General features: G+C 69.6%; 17 protein-coding genes. 9 read left to right on the top strand and 8 right to left on the bottom strand.

All coding sequences use genetic code 11. The annotated features are described in order from the left end of the window. Positions 1-256: 256 nt before the first annotated feature. From ACMW4R_RS18665 to ACMW4R_RS18675, 3 genes are all read left to right on the top strand, one after another. Positions 257-3,340, top strand: coding sequence for a chitobiase/beta-hexosaminidase C-terminal domain-containing protein (locus ACMW4R_RS18665; RefSeq protein ID WP_418300662.1), 3,084 nt, complete (start codon positions 257-259; stop codon positions 3,338-3,340). A 227-nt stretch (positions 3,341-3,567) separates the two neighbouring features. After that, entirely contained in the window at positions 3,568-4,746 is a 1,179-nt protein-coding gene (locus ACMW4R_RS18670; RefSeq protein WP_418300663.1) for a nucleotidyltransferase family protein, read from the top strand. Between the two features lie 57 nt (positions 4,747-4,803). Then, positions 4,804-6,132 carry an O-antigen ligase family protein gene (locus ACMW4R_RS18675; RefSeq protein WP_418300664.1) on the top strand — a complete coding sequence of 443 codons (1,329 nt, stop codon included), beginning with the start codon at positions 4,804-4,806 and terminating at the stop codon, positions 6,130-6,132. On the opposite strand, the gene ACMW4R_RS18680 is transcribed toward ACMW4R_RS18675, so the two are convergent. Beyond that, positions 6,045-7,298 (bottom strand): lipopolysaccharide biosynthesis protein, encoded by a 1,254-nt coding sequence (locus ACMW4R_RS18680; protein ID WP_418300665.1) that lies wholly within the window; start codon positions 7,296-7,298, stop codon positions 6,045-6,047. The two genes, ACMW4R_RS18675 and ACMW4R_RS18680, sit on opposite strands and share 88 nt — an antisense overlap. Positions 7,299-7,554: 256 nt before the next feature. Between ACMW4R_RS18680 and ACMW4R_RS18685 the strand changes: the two genes are divergently transcribed. Continuing rightward, on the top strand, positions 7,555-8,640 hold the full coding sequence (locus ACMW4R_RS18685; RefSeq protein WP_081319247.1) for a glycosyltransferase: 1,086 nt from the start codon (positions 7,555-7,557) through the stop codon (positions 8,638-8,640). Positions 8,641-8,655: 15 nt separating this feature from the next. Here the strand turns inward: ACMW4R_RS18685 and ACMW4R_RS18690 are convergent, their stop codons facing one another. Next, positions 8,656-9,747: a glycosyltransferase family 4 protein gene (locus ACMW4R_RS18690; RefSeq protein WP_418300666.1), complete on the bottom strand. Its 1,092-nt coding sequence runs from the start codon at positions 9,745-9,747 to the stop codon at positions 8,656-8,658. 350 nt (positions 9,748-10,097) lie between these two features. Between ACMW4R_RS18690 and ACMW4R_RS18695 the strand changes: the two genes are divergently transcribed. Continuing rightward, positions 10,098-11,168 (top strand): glycosyltransferase family 4 protein, encoded by a 1,071-nt coding sequence (locus tag ACMW4R_RS18695; protein WP_418300667.1) that lies wholly within the window; start codon positions 10,098-10,100, stop codon positions 11,166-11,168. Here the strand turns inward: ACMW4R_RS18695 and ACMW4R_RS18700 are convergent. After that, positions 11,137-12,246, bottom strand: a complete 1,110-nt coding sequence (locus tag ACMW4R_RS18700; RefSeq protein ID WP_418300668.1) for a glycosyltransferase — start codon at positions 12,244-12,246, stop codon at positions 11,137-11,139. The genes ACMW4R_RS18695 and ACMW4R_RS18700 overlap by 32 nt on opposite strands. 137 nt (positions 12,247-12,383) lie before the next feature. On the opposite strand from ACMW4R_RS18700, the gene ACMW4R_RS18705 reads away from it, so the two are divergent. The 4 genes from ACMW4R_RS18705 (at position 12,384) to ACMW4R_RS18720 (ending at position 16,822) form a co-directional block, all read left to right on the top strand. After that, positions 12,384-13,286 (top strand): SDR family oxidoreductase, encoded by a 903-nt coding sequence (locus tag ACMW4R_RS18705; protein WP_418300669.1) that lies wholly within the window; start codon positions 12,384-12,386, stop codon positions 13,284-13,286. Positions 13,287-13,440: 154 nt separating this feature from the next. After that, complete coding sequence (locus ACMW4R_RS18710; protein WP_418300670.1) at positions 13,441-14,802, top strand: alpha/beta fold hydrolase; 1,362 nt, start codon at positions 13,441-13,443, stop codon at positions 14,800-14,802. Beyond that, positions 14,799-16,349: a GMC family oxidoreductase gene (locus tag ACMW4R_RS18715; RefSeq protein WP_153001436.1), complete on the top strand. Its 1,551-nt coding sequence runs from the start codon at positions 14,799-14,801 to the stop codon at positions 16,347-16,349. Before ACMW4R_RS18710 ends, ACMW4R_RS18715 begins: the two co-directional genes overlap by 4 nt. A 128-nt stretch (positions 16,350-16,477) precedes the next feature. After that, positions 16,478-16,822 carry a helix-turn-helix domain-containing protein gene (locus ACMW4R_RS18720; protein WP_058597174.1) on the top strand — a complete coding sequence of 115 codons (345 nt, stop codon included), beginning with the start codon at positions 16,478-16,480 and terminating at the stop codon, positions 16,820-16,822. A 108-nt stretch (positions 16,823-16,930) separates the two neighbouring features. Here ACMW4R_RS18720 and ACMW4R_RS18725 read toward each other — a convergent pair whose 3' ends face one another. The 5 genes from ACMW4R_RS18725 to ACMW4R_RS18745 all read right to left on the bottom strand — a co-directional run bounded on the left by ACMW4R_RS18725 (position 16,931) and on the right by ACMW4R_RS18745 (position 22,355). Next, positions 16,931-18,571: an ABC-F family ATP-binding cassette domain-containing protein gene (locus tag ACMW4R_RS18725; protein ID WP_418300671.1), complete on the bottom strand. Its 1,641-nt coding sequence runs from the start codon at positions 18,569-18,571 to the stop codon at positions 16,931-16,933. 12 nt (positions 18,572-18,583) lie between these two features. Continuing rightward, positions 18,584-19,066, bottom strand: coding sequence for a hypothetical protein (locus ACMW4R_RS18730; RefSeq protein ID WP_058629976.1), 483 nt, complete (start codon positions 19,064-19,066; stop codon positions 18,584-18,586). A 77-nt stretch (positions 19,067-19,143) separates the two neighbouring features. Then, positions 19,144-20,073: a site-specific tyrosine recombinase XerD gene (gene xerD / locus ACMW4R_RS18735; protein WP_418300672.1), complete on the bottom strand. Its 930-nt coding sequence runs from the start codon at positions 20,071-20,073 to the stop codon at positions 19,144-19,146. A 1-nt stretch (position 20,074) separates the two neighbouring features. Further along, positions 20,075-20,653: an NUDIX domain-containing protein gene (locus ACMW4R_RS18740; RefSeq protein WP_418300673.1), complete on the bottom strand. Its 579-nt coding sequence runs from the start codon at positions 20,651-20,653 to the stop codon at positions 20,075-20,077. A 1-nt stretch (position 20,654) separates the two neighbouring features. Further along, the gene (locus ACMW4R_RS18745) at positions 20,655-22,355 is read right to left on the bottom strand and encodes a CTP synthase (protein WP_058626888.1); all 1,701 of its coding nucleotides are present in this window, start codon (positions 22,353-22,355) and stop codon (positions 20,655-20,657) included. Positions 22,356-22,453: the final 98 nt, after the last annotated feature.

Here is a 22,453-nt window from a genome sequence, read left to right on the forward strand (position 1 = left end):
CTCCTCCTTCGCTCACGCGCATCGGACGACCCCGGGCCCCTCCTGTTCTCATCAGCGGGCGCGGCGGCATTGGGGGACGCCGCGCCCGCTGTATCTCTTGCGGGGCGCGCACCTTCCCTCCAAATCGGTAGCAGGACTACCCTCACTACCTTTCCTGCAGCTCTTGCGCGCACGAATCGCACCGGATTACCCTCGACGGCATCCACAGTAGGTAGTTTGACTACCCGCTACTCGCCCTCGAAGACGACGGAGTCTCATGCGATCCCCCCATCCCCTACGCCGTTGGACGGCGCTCTCCACCACCGGTGCGGTGATCGCGTCCCTCGCGGTCGCGGGCACCGTGTCGCCGGCCACCGCCGACACGACAGCCACGATCTCGGTCGACACCGCCACGGTGGTGCAGAACGATTTCCTCGGCATCGGCGTCAACGTCATCCCGTCCGCCCTCATGGAGCGTTCACGCGGATTCGGATACTCGGATGCCGACTGGGCGGTGGATGCCGAGCGCATCGCCACCATCCGCCCCAAGGTCGCGCGCGTCTGGTTCCAGATCGACTGGATGGAGCCCGAGAAGGGGGTCTACACCTGGGACAGCGACCGGATGAAGGCTTTCTACGCCTACCTCGACGCGTTCAAGGCCGCCGGCACCGACATCGAGCTGAACTTCGGCTGGAAGGTCGGCTCGACCGTCCACGACTGGTTCGGCATCCCCGGCGTCGACCCGTGGACCAGCGCCCCGGCCGACAACGCCGCGTACGCGGCATCCGCCTCCGCTCTGATCGACCAGCTCAAGAACGTCCGCGGGTACGACAACGTCAAGTACCTGACCTATTACAACGAGCCCAACGGCAGCTGGGACTTCGAAGCCCCCGGTGACCAGCAGGCCGCCTACGTGCAGATGGCGCAGGCCGTGCACCAGCGGCTCGTCGCCGACGGGCTCCGCGACGAGGTCGAGATCTGGGGACCGGAAGAAACCGGCGCCCCGGCGTGGACCACCTACATGGCGCAGAACGGCGGCGACGCGTTCGATCAGTACAGCTTCCACACCTACGGCGACTCGTACGGCTCCGTCCCGACGAGCATCAACGCCCGCAAGAGCGTCGCCGGGGGCAAGCCGGTGAACATGTCCGAGTTCGGCTGGTCGGACGACAACGCGAGCGGCTGGGACTCGGGGTACGCCAACTACGTGATCGCGGGCGCGAACCTGGGGCTGCATTCTCTCCTGGTCTGGCAGCTCAACGGCACCTGGACCGTCGACCCGGACGGCGACACGAACGGCACCTACAACATGTGGGACGCCCTCCCGCTCGGCCTCGAGCCGCGCAAGACGTTCCTCTCCGCAGGGTTGCTGAACCGCTACATTCCGGCGCACAGCCAGGTGCTGCAGTCCAGCTCGTCGACGGCGGACGTGCGCACCGCCGCGTTCCGCGACGCCGCGGGCGAATACACCCTGCTCGTGGAGTCGAAAGGTACCGCTCCGACCGACCTCGACGTCTCGTTCGGTTCCACGGCGATCGGCAAGGACTTCCACCGTGTCGTCTACGACAACGATCTCGTTCCCGATGAGAACGCGCTCCTGCCCGCCGTATCGGCCACACTGCCGGCGGGAACGGGCTTCTCCGACCAGCTCGACGAGGGGTACTCGTTCGCGATCTACACGACGGCCGACCCCGCCGTCCAGGTGCGTGTGAGCGATGCCGACCCCACGGTGGCGTCGGGTTCGACCCTCGCGCTCACCGCCGATGTCATCGACGGAGCTGCCGGCGTGACGTGGTCGGTCGACGGCACGGGCAACGGCTCCGTGTCGAGCGCCGGCGTCTACACCCCGCCGAGCGTCGACTCGGAACGCGAGGTCGCCGTCCGCGCCACCAGCACCGCCGACCCGACGTCGTCGGCCGTCGCGATCGTGACCGTGACCCCGCAGCTCACCGCGAGCCGCGTCGACCCCGTGCAGTTCGATCTCGACAGCGGCGTCTACGCCGGCTCGGAGGTGCTGACCCTGTCGACGCCCACCGCGGGGGCGCAGATCCGGTACACCACCGACGGTTCGGAACCGACCGCGAGCTCGACGCTCTACGAGCGCCCCCTGATCCTCCCGGAGACCTCCACGAAGCTCTACCGCGCCGCGGCCTTCGCAACGGGAAAGCAGGCCTCGGGCATCACGAGCCGCCTCTTCAAGGTCGGCGGCGTCTCCGAAGGGCCCGACGGCTACACCCTCTGCGCGAACGAGGGCGGGGAGTGCTTCTTCTCCGGTCAGCAGAGCGTGGCGTTCGGTGGCGACGGACTGTTCACCTACCAGGCGAAGACGGGCCCCGTCTCCTGCGACGCGGCGACACTCGGCGACCCGAACCCGAACGGGACGCAGAAGTGTTACGTCAGCCCCGAGCTGCCGTCGTCGTACCCGCTGGTGACGCTGACCAACGCCGGCTTCGAGAAGCCCGGTGGGACGAAGTCCAAGACCGGCCCCTTCACGAACGGCTGGACCTTCAACAGTCGCTCCGGCATCCAGAACGGCCAGGGACCCCTGGGGCCGCCGACACCGTCGGAGGGTCAGCAGGTCGGATACCTCAAGACGGATGCCGGGGTCCAGGGCACCATCTCGCAGGAGGCGGCGTTCCCCGCCGGGGAGTATCAGGTCGTCTTCGCCCTCTCGGGACGATCCGGCTACCCCGCGCAGAGCTTCGACGTGCTGTACGACGACACCGTGATCGGCTCGTTCGCAGTCGGTTCGACGAGCTCGTACGAGACCAAGCGGACCCCCGCCTTCACGTCCGACGGCGGTCGCCACACGATCACGTTCCGCGCCACCGCCCCCTCGGGCGACCGCACCGCGTTCCTCGACGCGGTCCGGATCGAAGCCCCGGTCCCGCCGGAGCCGGCGCAGCTGCAGAACACCGGCTTCGAGGCTCCGTCCACGACGGGCGTCAAGTCGGCTCCCTTCACCGAGGGCTGGTCGTTCGTCGGCCGCAGTGGCATCCAGCACAACGGGAGTGCCTTCGGGGCGCCGTCCGCGCCCGAGGGCACGCAGACCGCCCTCCTGCAGTCGCGTGACGGGCAGCACGGATCGTTCTCGCAGACGCTCGACATGACCGCCGGCGACTACACGCTCACGTATCAGGCGTCGCGACGCCCCGGGTACAGCGCGGTGCAGACGGTGCAGGTGCTCATCGACGGGGTGGTCGTCGACAGCTTCGCTCCCCCGACGGCGACGTTCACCTCTCACACCTCGCCGACGTTCACCGTCTCGGCGGGCGACCACGAGATCATGTTCCGCGGGTCGGCAGCCTCGGGAGATGCGACGGCGTTCATCGATCAGGTGGTGCTGTCGCCGATTCCCTGAGTCCGGACGACGGCTTCAGGAGCGGGGGCTCGGGCGGTGCGCCCGGGCCCCCGTGCCGTAGGTCCGCGGGGTCCTCTTCCCCTCGGGCCCACGGCACGGGTGAGACGCCACCGGGTCGCGGGCGAACTGCAGCGCGGTCACCCGCGGGAAGACGCGTCGCGACCAGACCGCCCGGATTCGTCGCGGTCACACTGGGAGGTCGACCCCGTCTTCCCGAGGACCGCCGCATGTCTTTCACCTCCCCACCCGACGAGCGGTGGATTCCCGTGGCGTTCGGCGCGCTCGACGCGCGTGGCATCCCGACCCTGGCCGCCGAGGCGGACGTTCTCGCTGTTCCGATCGTCCCCGGGCCGGCGCTCTGCCTCGTCGGCGACGGCGCCACGCTGTGGCGCGAGCTCGTCGGTAACGCGCCTCGCACACCTCGCGAGTTCACGCCGGAAGAGAACGTCGTTCTCGAACATCTCCGAGACAGGGGTCTGGTGGTCCTGGGTCGAACCCATCCCGCGGCGGTGACGCACCTCGATCCTCCGGCGCTCTCCTCTCCCCTGCACGAGCTCGTCTATGCCCTCGTCCAACGCGTCGCGGCATCCCTCGGCATCCGGTGCGTGTTCGTGAAAGGGCCCGCCCTGCATCACCAGGGTCTGCGTGAGCGCGAGCATTCCGGCGATGTCGACGTCTGGTGCGATCCCGCCCGGTGGGATGAGCTGGCCGCCGCTCTCGCCCCCTGGGGGTGGGAGCGTGAGCCCGACCCGTGGAGGGGCACCTCCGTCCACCACACCGCGACAATGACGCCCACGTCCTGGGGGTGTGAGATCGACATCCACCGCCGCTTCCCGGGGCTGACGCTCGACGACTCCGAGGCCTTCGAGGCGGTCTTCGCGACCACGACCCACGTTCGCTACGCCGGCGTCGCGGTCGCCGTCCCCACGACGGATGCGCACGCCGTCCTCGCCGCTGTCCATGTCGTCCGACCGGAGATCGGGGCGGGGCCACGATCGGAGACGACGTCCGCGTCCGCGAAGAATCTGCTCGCGGCGGCTGACGATCCTCTCCGACATGCGAGGGATCTCGGCGCGATCGCGGTGCTGCGGGACGAGCTCTCGATCATCACCGGCAGGCGGGTGCACGTTCCCAAAGACGCGGTGCCCCGCGACTGGGCATGGCGCGGTCGACCCGACCGTCTGCGCGCTTACTGGACCGCCCTGCAGACCCTGCCCCTGTCCGCTCGTCTCCGCGTCGCCCGCCGCCTGCTGTGGCCCGACGACGACGTCGCGCTCGCGTCGGAACGTCGCGCCGGCGTCGCGATCACCTCGGCCTCGTCAGCGCGACGGAGACGGCTGACTCGCGCCGCCCGCGCCTGGGTTCGAAGCCGATTCCACGGCAGCCGGAGACCGAGCGATGAGTGACTCCTCACGAGACGTCGCAGGGCGACGAGCCCACATGTCCACAACAGCAGGAGTCTCATGACGTTCCTCACACTCGCCGTCTGTCTCGGCTGCATGATCGTCGTGCTGCGTGGGACCCGTGAGACAGCTGCGGCCCGAGCGGTCGGCGGGAGCGTGGTCCTCGCGGCGCTCGTTCCCGTGATGTCGGTCACCGACCAGGTGTCTTCCTCGACCGCCCTGCTGACCGTCGTGCTCCTGTGCGCGACCGCGCAGGTGCGCTCGGGCTTCCGCCCGGCGAGCGGCACGCTCTGGGGAGCGGGGATCTTCGCGCTCTTCGGCGGATGGTTGATCCTCCGAACCGTGGGGCAGTTCTCCGCGGATTCGACGATCCTGAACATCGCGATGGTCAGCACGGCGATCGCCGTCGCGATGATCGTCCCTCACCTGCGTCACGCTGATCTGCGGCCGCTCGCCACGGTCTTCCTCGTGCTGAGCCTGATCGTGACGGTGTATGCCTTCTGCGAGCAGCTGAGAGTGGTCGATACGGCGTGGTCCCTGCGCCAGAGCTCGCTGGAGAGCATCGACGAGCGGGCGAACGTGCTCGTCCCGTGGTTGACGGGACGCTCGCAAGCCAGCTTCGGTCATCCGATCCCCTTCGCCGTTTTCCTCAGTGTCGCGACGCTGGTGCTTCTGCACGCCGCCATCGAGACGCGGCGATGGCGATTCGCGCTCGGTGCCGCTGTCAGCCTCGCAGGACTCTCCCTGTCGGGAACGCGCAGTGCCGTCGTGGCTCTGCTCGTCGCTCTGCTCACCTATCTCGTGGCGAACGTGCGGTGGCGTCGATTGCTCGCCCTCACCGCACTCACGGGGGTCCTGAGCATCGGTGCTCTCCTGACGGACCTCCCCAAGCTGCTGTCCCTCGATGACAGCTTCGGATCCTCCGTGTCCTTCGTCCACCGGACACTCGTGGCCGACTCGTGGTCATCGCTGTGGTCGCAGCCGGACGCGCGGTTGTGGATCGGCGCCGGCGCCGGCGGCACTGCCGAGCTCTTCCGGTCCGGGGTGGTGCGGGGTGCGCGGAATCTCATCTACTTCGACAACATGTACATCTCACTGTTCGCCCTGTTCGGCCTGACCGCTCTGGTCCTCCTTGCCGGGGTGTTCCTGCGGGCACTGCGCGGCGGAGCGCTGGCGATGTCCACCACGGCCTTCCTCGCCGTCATGGGTTTCTCGTTCGATGAGCAGCAGTGGCAGATCTCCTTGATCCTGCTCGCCTTCTCGGCGTTGATGCCGCGCTCGTTCGGTTCGCTTTCGCGTCGTCAGTCGGCCCTCGCCGCGCCGGGATCCCCCATCGCTGACGCGCCGTTCTTGAGACCCCGTGACACGATGACCGCCGAGAGCGCGTAGCCGAGCGTCGCCGCGGCCTCGGTGGTGGCCAGCGCGAGGGGGATCCCCGCGACCCCGACCGTGGGCACAAGGAGGAACGCGGTCCCCGCACCGCACACCAGCCCGGCCGCGTCGGCGACGACGACGGCACGCGTTCGGCCCAGCGGCACCAGCACGTTTCGAACGAGCGGCGTGCCGAGCGACACGAAGAAGAACGCGACAGCGTATCCGGCGAAGAGCTCTCTCGTCGCTCCGAGGTGGTCGCCGAAGAGGACCGCCGTCGCCCACGGTCCGACGAGCCCGAGACCCGCGGCGCCCAGCACACCGAGCACCGTGTGGAGGAGAAGGGCGATGCGATGTCGACGTCCCCCCACGCCGGCTTCGAGCACCCAGTTCTGCAGGGCATCGCCCAGCGCTGACACGCTGAAGAGAGAGTAGCGATACAGCCGATCGGCCGACGAGAGCCTCGCGACGGTGCCGGGATCGCTCACGAATGTCGCCGCCGGGATCGGAGCGGCGGATCGGACGCCCCCGAGGACGACGACAGCCGCGCCGGGGGCGCTCAGACGCAAGGCACCCGTGAGAGCAGCGCGGCCGGGCCACCGCGGGACGGTCCAGCGGAAGGTCCGCCGGTGGAAGACCGTTTGGGTGCCCACTGCCCCGACCAAAGCGGACACCGGGTACCAGACGGCATGACCGGTGAGGGCGACGACGATCGCTCCCAGCGTCAGAAAGGCGAGACGAGGTATCACCTCGAAGATGGTGATCATCCCGGGGCGCCCGCGGCCGATGGCGTACCACGTCATCGACATGCCCGCGAAGGCGGCAGAAGCGCACATGGAGATCGCCAGCACCGCGTTCCCTGCCGGAGAGAGACCCGCCGCCACGACCGCGGCACACGGAGTGGCGGTGAGGAAAACGCCCGCTCGCAGCCACCAACTCGCCGCGTAGATCTCCCGCGCCCCCTCTTCGCCTGCGGCGAGCGCCACCGCCGGCGGGCCCACCACCTGCCAACCGAACATGGTGGCCGCCGTGGCGAACGAACCCACCGCCTGTCCGATGCTGAGGGCCGCCCACTCGTCCGCCGTGCACGAACGCGTCACGATCCCCAGGAGCAGTAGAGGAGCGAGGGAGGCGAGCAGCGGGAGCGAACCGAACCCTACGAGTCGCCCCAGAAGGGCTCTCATTCGATCAGACCGGAGACGAGGGATGCCACCGACCGATACTCCTCGGCGATGCCACAGCCGTATGGCACCCTGTCGCCCGCTCCTGAGGGTCACGGCAGAGGGGCGGACGGGTGACGAATCGGGTGAGTCATCGCGACCGAGAGTCCACCGCCTGCGGGCTGACCGGCTCGCGGATGCGCTACCGTACGCGCCACACCCGGACCGCCTCTTCGGAGGAAGCACCAGCGGTGTCACCGCTCCCCCGTAGAACGGACGGATGCCGACCCCTTCCACCACCTCCTCCGCAGACGGCCGGGTGACCGTCGTGACCGTGACATACGGCGACCGATGGGACTCCGGCCTGTCCTCCACGATCACGTCCGTACTCGCAGACGAACGGGCCGACGTGATCGTCGTCAGCAACGGCGCATCAGTCAGAGTGCAGGAACGGCTGCGCGAGTGCGCGGATCGCGCCGAGGGACGCCTTGAGGTGATCCTGTTCGCGAGCAACAGAGGCTCAGCCCCCGCGTTCAGCGCGGCCCTTGCGGCGGCGTACCGCCGGGACACGCCCGTCCTCATCCTCGACGACGACAATCCTCTCCCCGCGGGTGCTCTCCATGGTCTTCAGGCCGTCGCCGCCGGACTCGGTGCCGGTGACGGTGAGCGTGTTGCCGTCGCGTGTTTTCGCGCGGTCAACCCGGTCCACACCCGACTGCGCTCCGGCGTGTCGCCGAGGGTCGCTTTCGCCGAGCTTCGGCCCGGTGCGTTCCTGTCGACGGACGTCTTCCGTCGCCGTGTGGTCGCCAGAACGTCGTCGATCACCGACGTGCGAACCGAACTCGGCGTCTTTCGTGTGGTCGACCTCCCGAACGCCATGTGGGGAGGGCTTTACCTCCCCCGCCCGACGGCGGCGTTGTGCGTGCTGCCACCCGAGGACTTCGTCCTGTACGCCGACGACAACGCCTTCTCCGCGCGTCTGCGCGCCGCGGGAGTCGACATCTGGCTCTGCCTCGACATCGAGATCCGCGACACCACCGACTGGCGAGCCACCGCCGAACCGCCCCGCAGCCGCTTCCGCCTGCCGCGAATCCTCCGCACCGCGGACGCGGATCTCTGGCGCGTGCGCTACCAGTACCGCAACGCCGCGTTCCTCAGCGCCCAGCAAGCAGGTTCATCCCCCGCTGCACGCGTTCGCCTCGCGGTGAATGTCGGTGTCCGGCTCGGACTCCTCTTCGTCGCCGCCGTGATCGCTCGACGCCTCCCAGTCTTCCTCGCGATCCTGCACGCCAGCGTCGACGGGCTCCGGGGGCGGCTGGGGCACAGTTACCCCCTGCCCGGGGACGGCGGCCGGATCGGAACCTGAGCGCGCGGCGAGGTATCAGCGGTCGATGGCGCGCCGATAGGTCGCGAGGGTCTGGGCGGCCATCCGTTCCCACGAGTATTCATCCGCCTTTCGGCGCCCCCGGCGCACCAGCTCCTCACGCAGTTCCGGGTCGTCGAGGACTTCGGCGAGCGCCCGCGCCATCCGCTGCACGTCACCGGGAGGGAAGTATCGCGCGGCATCGCCGTAGACCTCGGGAAGACAGGTCGCGGAGCTGCTGGCCACCGGGCAGCCGTGTCGCATGGTCTCCAGGCCGGGCAGGCCGAATCCCTCGAAGAAGGAGGGAAACGCGTACACCGACGCGTTCTCGTAGAGCCAGCGCAGTTGCGCATCACTGACGTAGCCCGCGAAGTGCACCCGGTTCATGAGGTCCGGCCGTCGTTCCCTGAGGAGTCGGCCGTCATCGTCGATCCGCCCCGCGACGACCAGACCGACATCGGGATGGGTGCGACGGAGCTCTTCGACCGCCACGGCGAGTCGCTCGAGGTTCTTGTAGGGCACCTGGTTGCCGACGAAGAGGACGAAGCGCGAGAAGGGAACGGTGACGACGACCGCGGCCTCCGAGATGGGGTCCGCCGCGGGGTAGGTCAGCACGATCTTCCTCTCGGGCACCCCGGTGAATCGGCGCAGGTCACGGCCGCTGTAGCGGCTGACGACGACGTTCGCGCGTCCTCGGTGGGCGACGACGGCGAAGGCCACGGCTCCGACGGCGCGACGGAGCAGAGACACGAAGAGCGGCTTCTTGCGGTTGTGGATCTTGAGCAGCGTGAGGTCGTGAAAGGTCGTGATCCTCGGGGCGCCGAGGAGAACGGGCTGTTGCTGCATGCAGAAGTGCACGACGTCCGGCTTCAGAGACCGAATGAGGCGCGCGAGATCCGTCTGCTCCGCCCACGAGAAGAACGGGGCGTCCGATCCCACGGCATGGAATCGCGGCGACGGTGGCACCCATTCCGCGAGGCGGTCGGCCGGAAGCACAAGTGTGTAGTGGTTGTCGTCATCGGGGCAGCGGGCGAGCCACTCGACGAGCTTGCGGATGTACCTGCCGGTCGTCGTGAAGTACCCGCGCGCGTCGAGAACGATATGGGCCATGGCTCCTCCTGCGACCCGCCGACTGCGGAAGCGACGGCCGCTCGGGTCATCGTGCCGGACGCCCGCTCGACGGCCCGCAGCCCCCGTCCGACCTCGATCGGGCGAGAGCGATCTGACACCGAGGTGAGTTCGGTCGTGAAGGGCGTCGCGGGCTCCCGGGGCGGGAGTTCCGAGATGACGAGTCGACCTCGGCGGGATTCCCCCGCTCACGCCCGGAACCGGATGCCAGGAACCGACTTTCACCCCTCCGGTCACCCGTGGTGGCACGTTTCGTTCGGCGTGGGAGCGAGCGAGCGTCGAGGTGATCGCGCCCAGCGATCACGCCAGCCCTCACTTCCGGAGACCTTCGCATGACCTCTCTCCGCGATGCGGTCGTCGTCAATGGGCGATTCCTTGCCCACGCCACCACCGGCGTGCAGCGTTTCGCCCGCGAGATCGTGCGCGAACTCGCGCCGCTCGTTCCGCTCGTCGTCGCAGCCCCGCCCGTGACGCTCCTCGACGCCGACCTGGGCGCGCGCATCGTCCCCGTCGGACGACGGGGAGGCCACGCATGGGAGCAACTCGACCTCCCTGCCTTTCTGCGGCGATCCGGATCACCGCTCCTCCTGGGCCTGGCGAGCACCGGTCCCTCCTTCTACCGACCGCAGATCGTCGCCCATCACGACATCACCTACGTCCGGCACCCCGAGAGCTTCGCCCGCTCGTTCCGCCTGCTCTATCGGGTCCTCATCCCTCCTCTCCTGCGCACGAGCGCTCGAGTGCTCACCGTCAGCGACTTCTCCGCCGGCGAAATCGCCGAGCACTATCGCGTTCCCGCCGAAAAGCTTCGGGTCGTGCCCAATGCGGTGTCGAGCGGTTTCTCCCCGGATGGACCCGCGCACGACGAAGGGCAGCCCTACCTCCTCGCGGTTTCCTCCCCCAATAGGCACAAGAACTTCGATGCTCTCCTCCGGGCGTTCGAGTCCGCGGAGCTGCGTCATATCCGCCGTCTGCTGATCGTCGGGGGCCAAGCGAGGGCTTTCCGATCCGGGCGAGGCGATGCGGGTGCCGAGCGGGTGCGCTTCCTCGGTCGCGTCGACGACCACGAGCTCGCCGCCCTCTACCGCGGTGCAGCGGCGTTCGCCTTCCCCTCGCTCTACGAGGGTTTCGGCATCCCTCCGCTCGAGGCGCAGCGCGCGGGGACTCCCGTGCTCGCGAGCCGAGCCGCGTCCCTCCCCGCAGTGCTCGGCGAGTCCGTCCTGTGGGTGGATCCGCGTGACGTGGACGACATGCGCCGCGGCATCGAGCGGCTGGATCGCGACGAGTCGCTGCGCGCGGAGCTCACCCAGCGCGGAAGAGCGAACGAGCAACGCTTCTCCTGGGTTGCCTCGGCACGGCGTGTGGCCGAGGTCATCGCGGAAGTCCGAGCCGAGACGGCGTGACACCGCGCGCGGTCCACGCTCGGTTCAAAGCCGACCGTTGCGCGCGAGCGGTGCGGTCACCCAAGTAGGCATCCCATGTCGCGCGATTCGCGCGACCCCACTCGAGAAGACGTCCCCCGCGCACGGCCGTGACGAAGCCGTCCCAACCGCGCTCGACGGAGAGCTCCGGAGGAAGACCGGGAACCGCCGAGATCGATCGGCACAGCATCGGAAGACCGGCCGCTCGCGCGTCGAGGAGGGCGATGGGGAACCCCTCCCAGGCGGCGCTGTGGAGGTAGACGTCCAAGTCGCGCAAGCGATCCCCCACCTCGAGCGGCGTCAGCCACCCCGTGCGGTGGACGAGGCCATCCGGCCCCGATCCGGCTGTCGGGTCGCCCGATCCGCCGATCCACCACCCCTCCACGCGAATGCCCGGGAGCTCCCGTCTCAGCGCTTCGATGCGGTCCCGGAAGAACACGGGGTCTTTCTGCGGCGCCCAGCGACCGAGCATTCCGACGCGGATCCGGTCGCTCTTCGCGGGGATCCGGCTGCTCGCTTCCCTCGGCACCGCGAGCAGCGACGACACGTTGGGCACCTCGACGATCCGTTTGCGAGGGAGGCCGAGCTTCTCGGCCTCGATACTCTCCCCCGGACCGCAAGCGGCGAGGACGCTCGTACGGGACGCGAGTATCCGTTCCGCGAGTCGGTAGGCCACCCGGACGGCGCCGGGGACGTCCTGGCGCAGGAAAGCGAAGCAGTGCGGGGTGTACACGACATGCGTCGTCCGCGGCGAGCACAGCAGCCGCGCGTAGACCCCGGGGAAGCTCGAATGGGCGTGGACCACGTCGTGGTGCTCGCCCCGCAGGAGACGCCGGGCATGCGCGAGAGCCCGGGCGGGCGAGCGTGTGTCCCAGTCGACATGGGCGACCTCGAGACCGGTCCACACGGATGCCGGGCACCCGTCCTGGAACGGCGAAGCGATGACGTGCTCGTAACGGCCCGGCGAATGCGCGATGTATGAGCGAACGGCGACGGGTACGCCGCCCGTGACGCGGTCGACGAGGTGGAGGACACGATGGCGCGCGGGCGTGACGTTCACTTCTTCACGCTACGGAGAGCGGCGACCGGGCTTCCCCGTGTCACTCCCGCCCCGAACCGGGTGAAACACCGGGAAGCGGCATCCGCCCCGCCGTCAAGGCCGCGCGCCACGGCGCGCGCCCTGCCTACCGTCGCTTCATGACCACCGATCGCGATCAGCTCACCTTCGACAACCCCGTCACCCGCTACGCGCGTGTCGAACCCCCGATCCAGCACCAGCCCGAGCCGGGTGTGCAGGCCGACATGACTCCGGTCCCCGACCTCGGCGAGAAGACCTACCGCGGTCTCGGCCGCCTCGAGGGGCGGAAGGCGCTCGTCACCGGAGGCGACTCCGGTATCGGCGGGGCCGTCGCGATCGCGTTCGCGCGCGAGGGGGCCGACGTCGCGATCGTGCATCTCCCGGACGAGCAGCGCGACGCCGACCACATCCTCGGGCAGATCCGGGATGCCGGCCGCACGGGCGTCTCGATCGCCACCGACATCACCGATCCCGCCGCGTGCCGCGAGCTGGTCGACCGCGCCGCGGAGGCGCTCGGCGGTCTCGACATCGTCGTCAACAACGCCGGCAAGCAGGTCATGGTCGAGAAGGTGGACGACCTGTCGGACGAGCAGTTCGAGCTGACGTTCCGGACGAACGTGTTCGCGCCCTTCTGGATCACCAAGGCTGCTCTCGCGCACCTTCCCGAGGGCGGGACCATCATCAACACCGCCTCGCTCGAGGCGTACGTGCCCGCCCCCGACCGCCTCGACTACGCGGCGACGAAGGCTGCCGTCAACAACCTGTCGAAAGGGTTGGCCCAGCAGCTTGCGCCGCGCGGCATCCGCGTCAACGTCGTGGCCCCGGGACCGACGTGGTCTGCCCTGCAGGTGAGCGAGGGTGTCTCGGACGACCAGATGGAGCACTTCGACGACGAGAGCACCTACCAGCGCGCCGGTCAGCCCGCCGAGATCGCTCCCGCGTTCGTCTTCCTCGCCTCGGCCGAGTCGAGCTACGTGTCGGGAGAGACGCTGAACGTCAACGGCGGCATGGTCACGCCCTGACCCTCGCGCCCGGGCCGAACTCCCGAGCCTCCGTGGGGGCGACCGTCCTCGCGCGTGTCTCTCAGGAGTCCGGCTCGGGGCGCCCGTCCTTGCGCATATCGTCCGAATTGGCAAGCGGCCCGTTCCCGACCGGGGTGTGCGGGAGCGTGAAGGCATGCCCGTCACCCTTTTCCTGCTGCACGCGCTGGGTTCCAGCGCCGACGAGTTCTCGCGCCTGCGCGATCTCCTCGACGGCACCGTCGATGTGCGCGGCGTCGACCTCCCCGGCTTCGGCGAAATCGCGTCGGCTTCCGACTCCTCGCTCGACGCGACCGTCGAGCACGTGGTGCACCACCTCGTCCGCCACGCCCGGGGCCGCTGGATGCTCGGCGGGCACAGCATGGGCGGAAAGGTCGCGGCGCTCGTGGCATCCCGTGTCCTCCGCGGGGACGCACCTCTCACCGGCCTCGCCGGCATGGTGCTCATGGCTCCCTCACCGCCACGTCCCGAGCCGATGGACGAGGAGCGACGCGAACGCATGCTGTCGTGGGTGGCCGACGGCTCCCTGTCGGACCAGGATGCCGAGACCTTCATCGATCAGAACACCGCGGAGCCGCTCGCCCCGGCGGCTCACGAGCGCGCACTGACCGACCTCCGGCGCACCTCCCCCGCCGCGTGGCGCGCGTGGCTCGAGACCGGGAGCCGGGTCGACGCTTCCGCCGAGGTGGGGACGCTCGACCTTCCGGTCCTGGTGCTCGCCGGTACCGACGACGCCGACCTCGGCGCGGCCGCTCAGCCCGAGCTGCTGGCATCCGTGTACCCCCGGGCGCGCTTCGTCGCTCTGGGCGACACCGGCCACATGATCCCGCTCGAGCGCGCCGCTGAAGCCGCCGGAGCGATCGCGGACTTCGTCGCCGACGAGGTCGTCCTCGGGCCCGTGGTTCCGGACGACTGGGCCGCCCTGATCGCCGGCGACCGCGTGGAGGCCCGGGTGCGCGGCATCCTGAACCGCCGTGCGGTTCCCGATGACCGCGGATACGCCCCCGTCGTTCTCGATCTCGCCCAGCTCACCCTGCTGCGCGAGATCGCCGACCTCGTCGTCCCGCAGGACGGGCCCGCGATCGACATCGCGGCGCGCGTCGATACGCAGCTCGCGCGCGGCGAAGGCGACGGGTGGCGCAACGCCGAGCTCCCTCCCGACCCGGATGCGTACCGCGCCGGGCTCGACACGCTCGCCCGCGTCTGGCCGACCGATCCCACGAAGCGGGCGGATGTCCTGCGCGCGGCGATCGAGGGGACGACGGATGCCGACGGCCCCCTGGACGCGGCTCGGCTGCAGCTGTGGCTCGAGGACGTCCGCAACGACCTCGTCCGTCAGTGGCTCGCCCACCCCGCGAGCATGGCGCTCATCGGCTACGACGGTTTCGCGACCGGCGGCAACCCGATCCGCGGGTACGTGGAACTGCGGCTGGGGCGCCGCGAAGACTGGGAGCCCGTCGGCGTCGGCGGGACTGTAGCCGAGGGAGACGCGGCATGAAGCTCGACCAGATGCGCACGTTCGGCACCGACGAGACCGTCGACGTCGTGATCGTCGGCACCGGTGCCGGCGGCGCTCCGCTGACCGCCGAGCTGGCGAAGAAGGGCCTCCGCGTCATCGCGATCGAGGCCGGACGCCACTTCGCCCTCGACGACCTGACCCCCGACGAGACCGAGGCGGTCGAGATCAACTGGATGTCGGAGCGCCTCAGCGGCGGTGACGACCCGACCGCATTCGGTCCGAACAACAGCGGACGCGGGGTCGGCGGCTCGATGCTGCACTGGGGTGCCTTCACCCCGCGTCCCGACCGTCGCGATCTGGCTCTGCGCACCGAGACCGGTGAGGGCCGCGACTGGCCGATCGACCCCGACGAGTTGCTGTCGTACGTCGAACGCGTGGAGGGTGACATCGGGGTGTCGGGCCCGTCCCCGTACCCCTGGGATCCGTCGCGCCGCTACGCCTACGCTCCCGCGAAGCGCAACGCTCCCGCGAACCTCGTGGCCAAGGGATGCGATGCCCTCGGGGTCACCTGGGCGGACGCGCCCGCCGCAGTCCTCACCCGTGCGCGACTGCAGGATCACCACGGCGAGCGCGGAGCGTGCGTCAACTGCGGCGAGTGCCACCAGGGGTGCCGGACGGATGCCAAGGCCTCTACGGCCAACACGTACCTGCCCGCGGCGGTCGCCGCCGGAGCCGAGATCCGCGCCGAGGCGATGGTGCACGCGATCGAGCTCGATGCCCGCGGTCATGTCGCCGCGGTGGTCTACCGCCAGAACGGCGTGGACGTGCGTCAGCGCTGCCGCGCGCTCGTCCTCGCGGGCGGCGGGGTCGAGACCCCGCGTCTCCTGTTGCACACCGGCCTGGCGAACGACAACGGCCAGGTCGGACGCAACTTCCTCGCCCACGGCGCGACGCAGGTGTGGGGACGCTTCGACGAGCCGGTGCGCGGCCACCGCGGCTACCCGTCGTCGCTCATCAGCGAAGACATGATGCGGCCGGCCGACGCCGACTTCGCGGGCGGGTACCTGGTGCAGAGCCTCGGAGTCATGCCCCTGACCTTCTCGACGACGCTCGTGCGCGGCGGCGGCCTCTGGGGCACGGAGCTCATGCAGCGGCTCGAGCAGTCGCGGTACATGGCCGGGATCGGCATCAACGCCGAGTGCCTGCCATCGGACGACAACCGGCTCGAGCTCGCCCCCGAGACCGACGAGTTCGGCATCCCGCGCGCGCGGGTGACGTTCACCGCCGGCGCGAACGAGAAGGCGCTCGACGCGCACGCGACGGCGTTCATGCTCCGGGTGATGGAGGCTGCGGGGGCGCGCGAGACGATGGTCCTGGCCCGCACGGCCCACACGATCGGCACCTGCCGCATGTCGCTGGACCCCGCCGACGGCGTGGTGGATGCCGACGGCCGCTCCCACGAGATCCCCAATCTGTGGATCAGCGACAACTCGGTGTTCCCGTCCGCGATCGCCGCCAACCCGGCACTGACGATCATGGCCCTGTCCCTGCGCACCGCCGACCGCCTCCTGGCATCCGTCGCCTGATCCCGCGCGTCGCCTTTCCCCGTCGTCTCTCTCCATCGAGTGTCCAAGACACGCCGCATCGGCCCCACGCGAAACGGCGTGTCCTGGACACTCAACGTCTCGCCGCGTGACACGGGAGAATGGATGCCATGAAGCTCGAGCATCTCCGCCGGTTCGCCGTCCTCGCCGAGGAGCTGCACTTTCCGCGCGCGGCCGAGAAGCTCGGCATCCCCCTCCCCTCCCTGTACACGACGCTCGACAAGCTCGAGGAAGAGGTGGGGCAGCCGCTCGTGCAGCGCACGCCGCCGACGCGTCTGCTCCCCGCCGGCGTCCTGCTCCTCGACGAGGCGCACGCCCGCATCGCCGACGCCCCGCCGCCCGCGCCGAGGCAGAAGGCTCCGGGCGGCGGCAAGGCGAAGGCCTCGAAGGGCAAGGGCCGCGCCCCGATCGTGAAGGGCCAACCCAAGCCCTATAAGAAGCGCCAGGGCCGCTGACCCCGTCGCACCACGCATAAACGCGATCCGCGCACATAAACGCGTTCTGCACGTGTTTCTGCGAGCGAATCGCGTTTATGAGCGTTTCCTCGCGCGGTGGAGCCCGGTCTACAGCTCGGTGACCGCGCCGGCCTCGACCCGCCAGCGGCGATCCGTCTCGACCGCCGAGAGCATCCGTCGGTCGTGGGTGACCAGGAGCAGCGTGCCCGTGTACGACTCGAGTGCCTGCTCGAGCTGCTCGATCGCGGGCAGGTCGAGGTGGTTCGTCGGCTCATCGAGCACGAGCACGTTGACGCCCCGCGCCTGCAGCAGAGCGAGGCCCGCGCGCGTGCGCTCCCCCGGCGACAGTCCGTCGACCGGACGCATCACATGGTCGGCTTTCAGCCCGAACTTCGCCAGCAGCGTCCGCACCTCGCCGGAGTTCATCTCGGGCACGAACCCCTCGAACGTCTCGGCGAGTGGCCTCTCCCCGACGAGCAGCGACCGCGCCTGATCGATCTCCCCGATCTCGACGCTGGCTCCCAGACTCGCGGTTCCGTCGTCCGGCGCCTGACGGCCCAGGATGCCACGCAGCAGCGTCGACTTCCCGGCACCGTTCGGTCCGGTGATGCCGATCCTCTCCCCGGCATTCACCTGTAGAGACACCGGGCCGAGGGTGAAGTCACCCTGCCGGAAGACCGCCCCGGACAGCGTCGACACCACGGAGCTCGAACGCGGAGCCGAACCGATCGTGAACTCGAGCTGCCACTCCTTGCGCGGTTCCTCGACCTCCTCGAGTCGCGCGATCCGGCTCTCCATCTGGCGCACCTTCTGCGCCTGCTTCTCGCTCGACTCCGTCGCGGCCTTGCGGCGGATCTTGTCGTTGTCGGGCGACTTCTTCATCGCGTTGCGCACGCCCTGGCTCGACCACTCCCGCTGGGTCCGCGCTCGCGCGACGAGGTCGGCCTTGGTGTCGGCGTACTCCTCGTACTTCTCGCGGGCCTGGCGACGCAGCGTCGCACGCTCTTCGAGATACGCGTCGTAGCCGCCGCCGTAGACCCGGTGCGAGTTCTGGGCGAGGTCGAGTTCGAGCACCCGTGTCACCGAACGGGCCAGGAACTCGCGGTCGTGGCTGACCAGCACCACTCCCCCGCGGAGACCCCGCACGAAGGTCTCGAGTCGTTCGAGGCCGTCGAGGTCGAGGTCGTTCGTCGGCTCGTCGAGCAGGGCGATGTCGAAGCGCGACAGCAGCAGCGCCGCCAGGCCCACGCGAGCCGCCTGACCTCCCGAGAGGCCCGTCATCTCGGCGTCCGGCCCCACGTCGAGTCCGAGGTCGGCCAGCACCTGCGGCATCCGCTCGTCGAGGTCGGCGGCACCGCTCGCCAGCCACCGTTCGAGAGCCGTCGCGTAGGCGTCGTCGGCACCGACGACGGTGGGATCGCCGAGGGCCGCGGCCGTGGCATCCATCTCGCGCGTCGCCTCGGCGCATCCCGTCCGCCGCGCGATGTACTGCGCGACGGTCTCGCCGGCGACGCGCTCATGCTCCTGGGAAAGCCAGCCGACGAAGGCGTCGGCGGGTGCGAGGCTGATCGATCCCCCCTGGGGTTCGTCGACCCCCGCGAGCAGACGCAGCAGCGTCGACTTGCCCGCGCCGTTGGCCCCGACGACACCGACGACATCGCCCGGCGCGACCGTGAGGTCGACGCCCTCGAAGAGCGTGCGGTGCCCGTGGCCCCCGGTGAGGTTCTGTGCGACGAGGGTGGCGGTCATCCCCCTAGTCTCTCAGGGCACAAGAGCCGCGCCGCGGGCCCCCGCAACACGGCGGGCGTCATCGCGCTGGATGAACCGCGAGATCGTCAACGCGCAGATCGCCACAATGATCACCGGTGCACAGACGCCCAGCGAGAAGGGCAGGGTTCTCCACACATCGCCCGGACTCTCCCGGTATCCGATCACCACGACGACCGTCCATCCGACGGCGAGGAACGTGGCGCCGCTGGCGGCGATGCTCACCGCTCCCGGACGCAAGCGCGACCTGACCGCGCGGCCCCGCAGACAGATCGCGGCGAGCAGCGGCGCACCCCCTGCGGCGGCGACGGCGCAGAGCATGCGAGCGATGTCGACAGGTGAGGTCTCACTCCGCAGCACGAAAGAAGCGATACCGAGTGAGAAGATCCCCGACACCGACGCAGCCACGATCAGCGCGACATAGAGCAGAGATAGCCACCACGTCCCCCCGGTGTTCCTCTCCCTGGCGATCCTCATGCGCCCGCTCGTTCCTCTCATCGTGTTCCCCGCCGGAGAAGGATCCCGCGCGGAGATCAAGTATGCCGCCGCGCTGCTCACCGCGCCCGCGGATGCGCGGTGGCGTACACGTCGCGAAGAGCGTCGGCGGTGACGTGCGTGTAGATCTGCGTCGTCGCCACGGAAGCGTGCCCCAGCAACTCCTGCACCACGCGCACATCCGCGCCGCCCTGCAGCAGGTGGGTCGCGAACGAGTGCCGCAGCGTGTGCGGCGAGACGTGGGCGGTCAGCCCCGCCCGCTCCGCCGCAGCCTGGATGATGAGCCACGCGCTCTGGCGCGACAGCGGTGCACCCCGAACGCCCAGGAACAACCGGGGCGTGGCCCGCCCCTTCGCCGCGAGCGCGGGCCGGATACGCGTCAGGTACGCCTCGATCGCCGCGCGCGCGTACGAGCCCACCGGAACCACACGCTCCTTGTCGCCCTTGCCTCGCACGCGCAGAAGATCGCCGTGAACGGTGTCGTCCACGTCGAGGTGCACGATCTCCGACACACGGGCTCCCGTGGCGTAGAGCAGCTCCACCAGCGCGCGATCCCGGACGGCGGCAGGTTCCGCCGCCGACGCGTCCGAGGACCCCGGCGCCGGCCCCGCGGCATCCAGGAGATCCTCCACCTGGCTGATGGTCAGTGCCTTCGGCAGCCGTCTCGGCGTCTTCGGGGGCCGCAGCCGACCGCTCGGATCGTCGTCGACGCGTCCTTCGCGTACGAGGAAGCGATGGAGTCCGCGCACCGAGGACTGCAGTCGGGCGAGCGACGACGCCGCGGGCGGTGGCTCCGCCGCTGCGCGCTCGGCGACGAACTCGGTGACGAGCGCGGGTGTCACCGCCTCGATCTCCGCGGTTCCGCGCGCGCGCAACCACTCGACGTACACGACGAGGTCGCGCCGGTACGCGGCGATGGTGTGGTCGGAGAGTCCACGCTCGAGCGCGACATGCCGGAGGTAGGTCTCGACCGCCCGCTCGAGCTCCACGTCAGCTCGCGGCGGCCTCGCGGCGGAGGACCTCGGCTGCGGCGAGCGCGCCGGTGGCCAGGATGCCGTTGCGCAAGCGTCCCGCCAGCACCCCGTCGACGACCTCGGCGAGCGGCACGCGCTCGACGCGCATGTCGGACTCCTCGTGCTCGCGTTCGTAGTCGGTCTCGACCGACCGGAGCCCGCGGGCGAGGAAGACGTGCACGACCTCGTCGTTTCCACCGGGGGTCGTGTGCATCGAGATGAGGTGCTGCCACCGGTCGGCCTCGAGGTCGACCTCTTCGGTGAGCTCGCGCTTCGCCGTCTCCAGCGGCGGCTCGCCCGCCACATCGAGGAGTCCCGCCGGGATCTCCCAGTCGCGTTCCTTGATGGGGTGCCGATACTGCTGGATGAGGACGACACGCCCGTCGTCATCGATCGCCACGACCGCCGCCGCGCCCGGGTGCTCGACGTACTGGCGGGTCATCTGCGCGTCGCCGTACCGCACGGTGTCGCTGCGCACGTTCCACACCGCACCCTCGTAGACGAGGTCTGTCGAGACGATCTCGAGATCCACCCGCTCGTCGCGCAGCTCGCCCATGTCAGTCCTCCTCGACGTCGAACAGCTCGCTCGAACGGTGGCGCTCGAGCGCCGCACCGACGAGCCCGCGGAACAGCGGGTGCGGCTCGGTCGGCCGCGACCGCAGCTCGGGGTGCGCCTGTGTGGCGATGTAGTACGGGTGCACGTCGCGCGGCAGCTCCACGAACTCGACGAGATCGAGGTCGGGGTTCAGACCCGAGAACACCAGACCCGCCTCGCTGAGCTGCTGCCGATAGGCGTTGTTGACCTCGTAACGGTGACGGTGACGCTCCGAGATGCGGTTCGCGCCGTACAGTTCGGCCGCGAGCGACCCCTCGGCCAGATCCGCGGGGTACAGGCCCAGACGCATCGTGCCGCCCAGGTCGCCGCTCTCGAGGATGTCGACCTGCTCGGCCATCGTCGCCACGACGGGATGCGTGGTGTCGGGGTCGAACTCGCTCGACGAGGCTCCTTCGAGGCCGGCGACCGTGCGCGCGTACTCGATCACCATGCACTGGAGGCCCAGGCAGATGCCGAGCGTCGGGATGCCCTGCTCGCGCGCGAAACGCAGAGCTCCGAGCTTCCCCTCGATGCCGCGGATGCCGAACCCGCCCGGCACGATGATGCCGTCCACCGCGGAGAGGGCCTTCGCCGCGCCCTCGGGGGTCTCGCAGAGGTCGGAGGGGATCCACGTGATCTTCACGTGCGTCTCCTGACCGAAACCACCGGCCTTGATCGCCTCGGTGACCGAGAGGTACGCGTCGGGGAGGTCGATGTACTTGCCGACGAGGCCGATCGTGACCTCGTGCTTGGGGTTGTGCACGGCTTGCAGCACGCGCTGCCACCGCGACCAGTCGACGTCAGCCGCCTTGTCGATGTCGAGCGCGTCGACGATGTAGGCGTCGAGCCCCTGGTCGTGCATCATCGTCGGGATGTCGTAGATGCTCGGCACGTCGATCGCGTTGACCACGGCGTCTTCGTCGACGTCGCACATGAGCGCGATCTTGCGCTTGTTCGACTCGGTGACGGGGCGGTCGCTACGCAGCACGAGGGCGTCGGGCTGGATGCCGATGGAACGCAGCGTCGCGACGGAGTGCTGCGTGGGCTTGGTCTTCTGCTCGCCGGAGGCGCCCATGAACGGCACGAGCGACACGTGCACGAAGAACACGTTCTTGCGGCCCAGCTCGTGCCGGATCTGGCGAGCCGACTCGATGAAGGGCTGCGACTCGATGTCGCCGACCGTGCCGCCGATCTCGGTGATGATCACGTCGGGCTGCGGGCTCTCGCTCGCCTGCAGCCGCATGCGGCGCTTGATCTCGTCGGTGATGTGCGGGATGACCTGCACCGTGTCGCCGAGGTACTCGCCGCGGCGCTCGCGCGCGATGACCTGCGAGTAGATCTGGCCGGTGGTGACGTTCGCCGCCTGACTCAGCTCGATGTCGAGGAAGCGCTCGTAGTGGCCGATGTCGAGGTCGGTCTCGGCTCCGTCGTCGGTCACGAAGACCTCGCCGTGCTGGAACGGGTTCATCGTTCCCGGGTCGACGTTCAGATACGGGTCGAGCTTCTGCATCACCACGCGCAGACCGCGGGCGGTGAGGAGGTTGCCGAGGCTTGCCGCCGTCAGGCCCTTCCCCAGGGAGGAGACCACGCCTCCGGTGACGAAGATGTGCTTCGTCGTGAAGGTCTTGTTGTCTGAATTTCCCGCCGCGTCCGAAGTCTGCATCACGGGCTTCGATCCTATCAGTCGCATCTGTCCGGTGGGCTCGCGGATCCGCTCCGCTTCGTCCGGAAGTCTGTCACCGACCTCCGACATCCACGTCA

Source organism: Microbacterium sp. S1037 (genome assembly GCF_048381605.1).
In the GTDB taxonomy this organism is placed as follows: Bacteria; Actinomycetota; Actinomycetes; order Actinomycetales; family Microbacteriaceae; genus Microbacterium; species Microbacterium testaceum_B.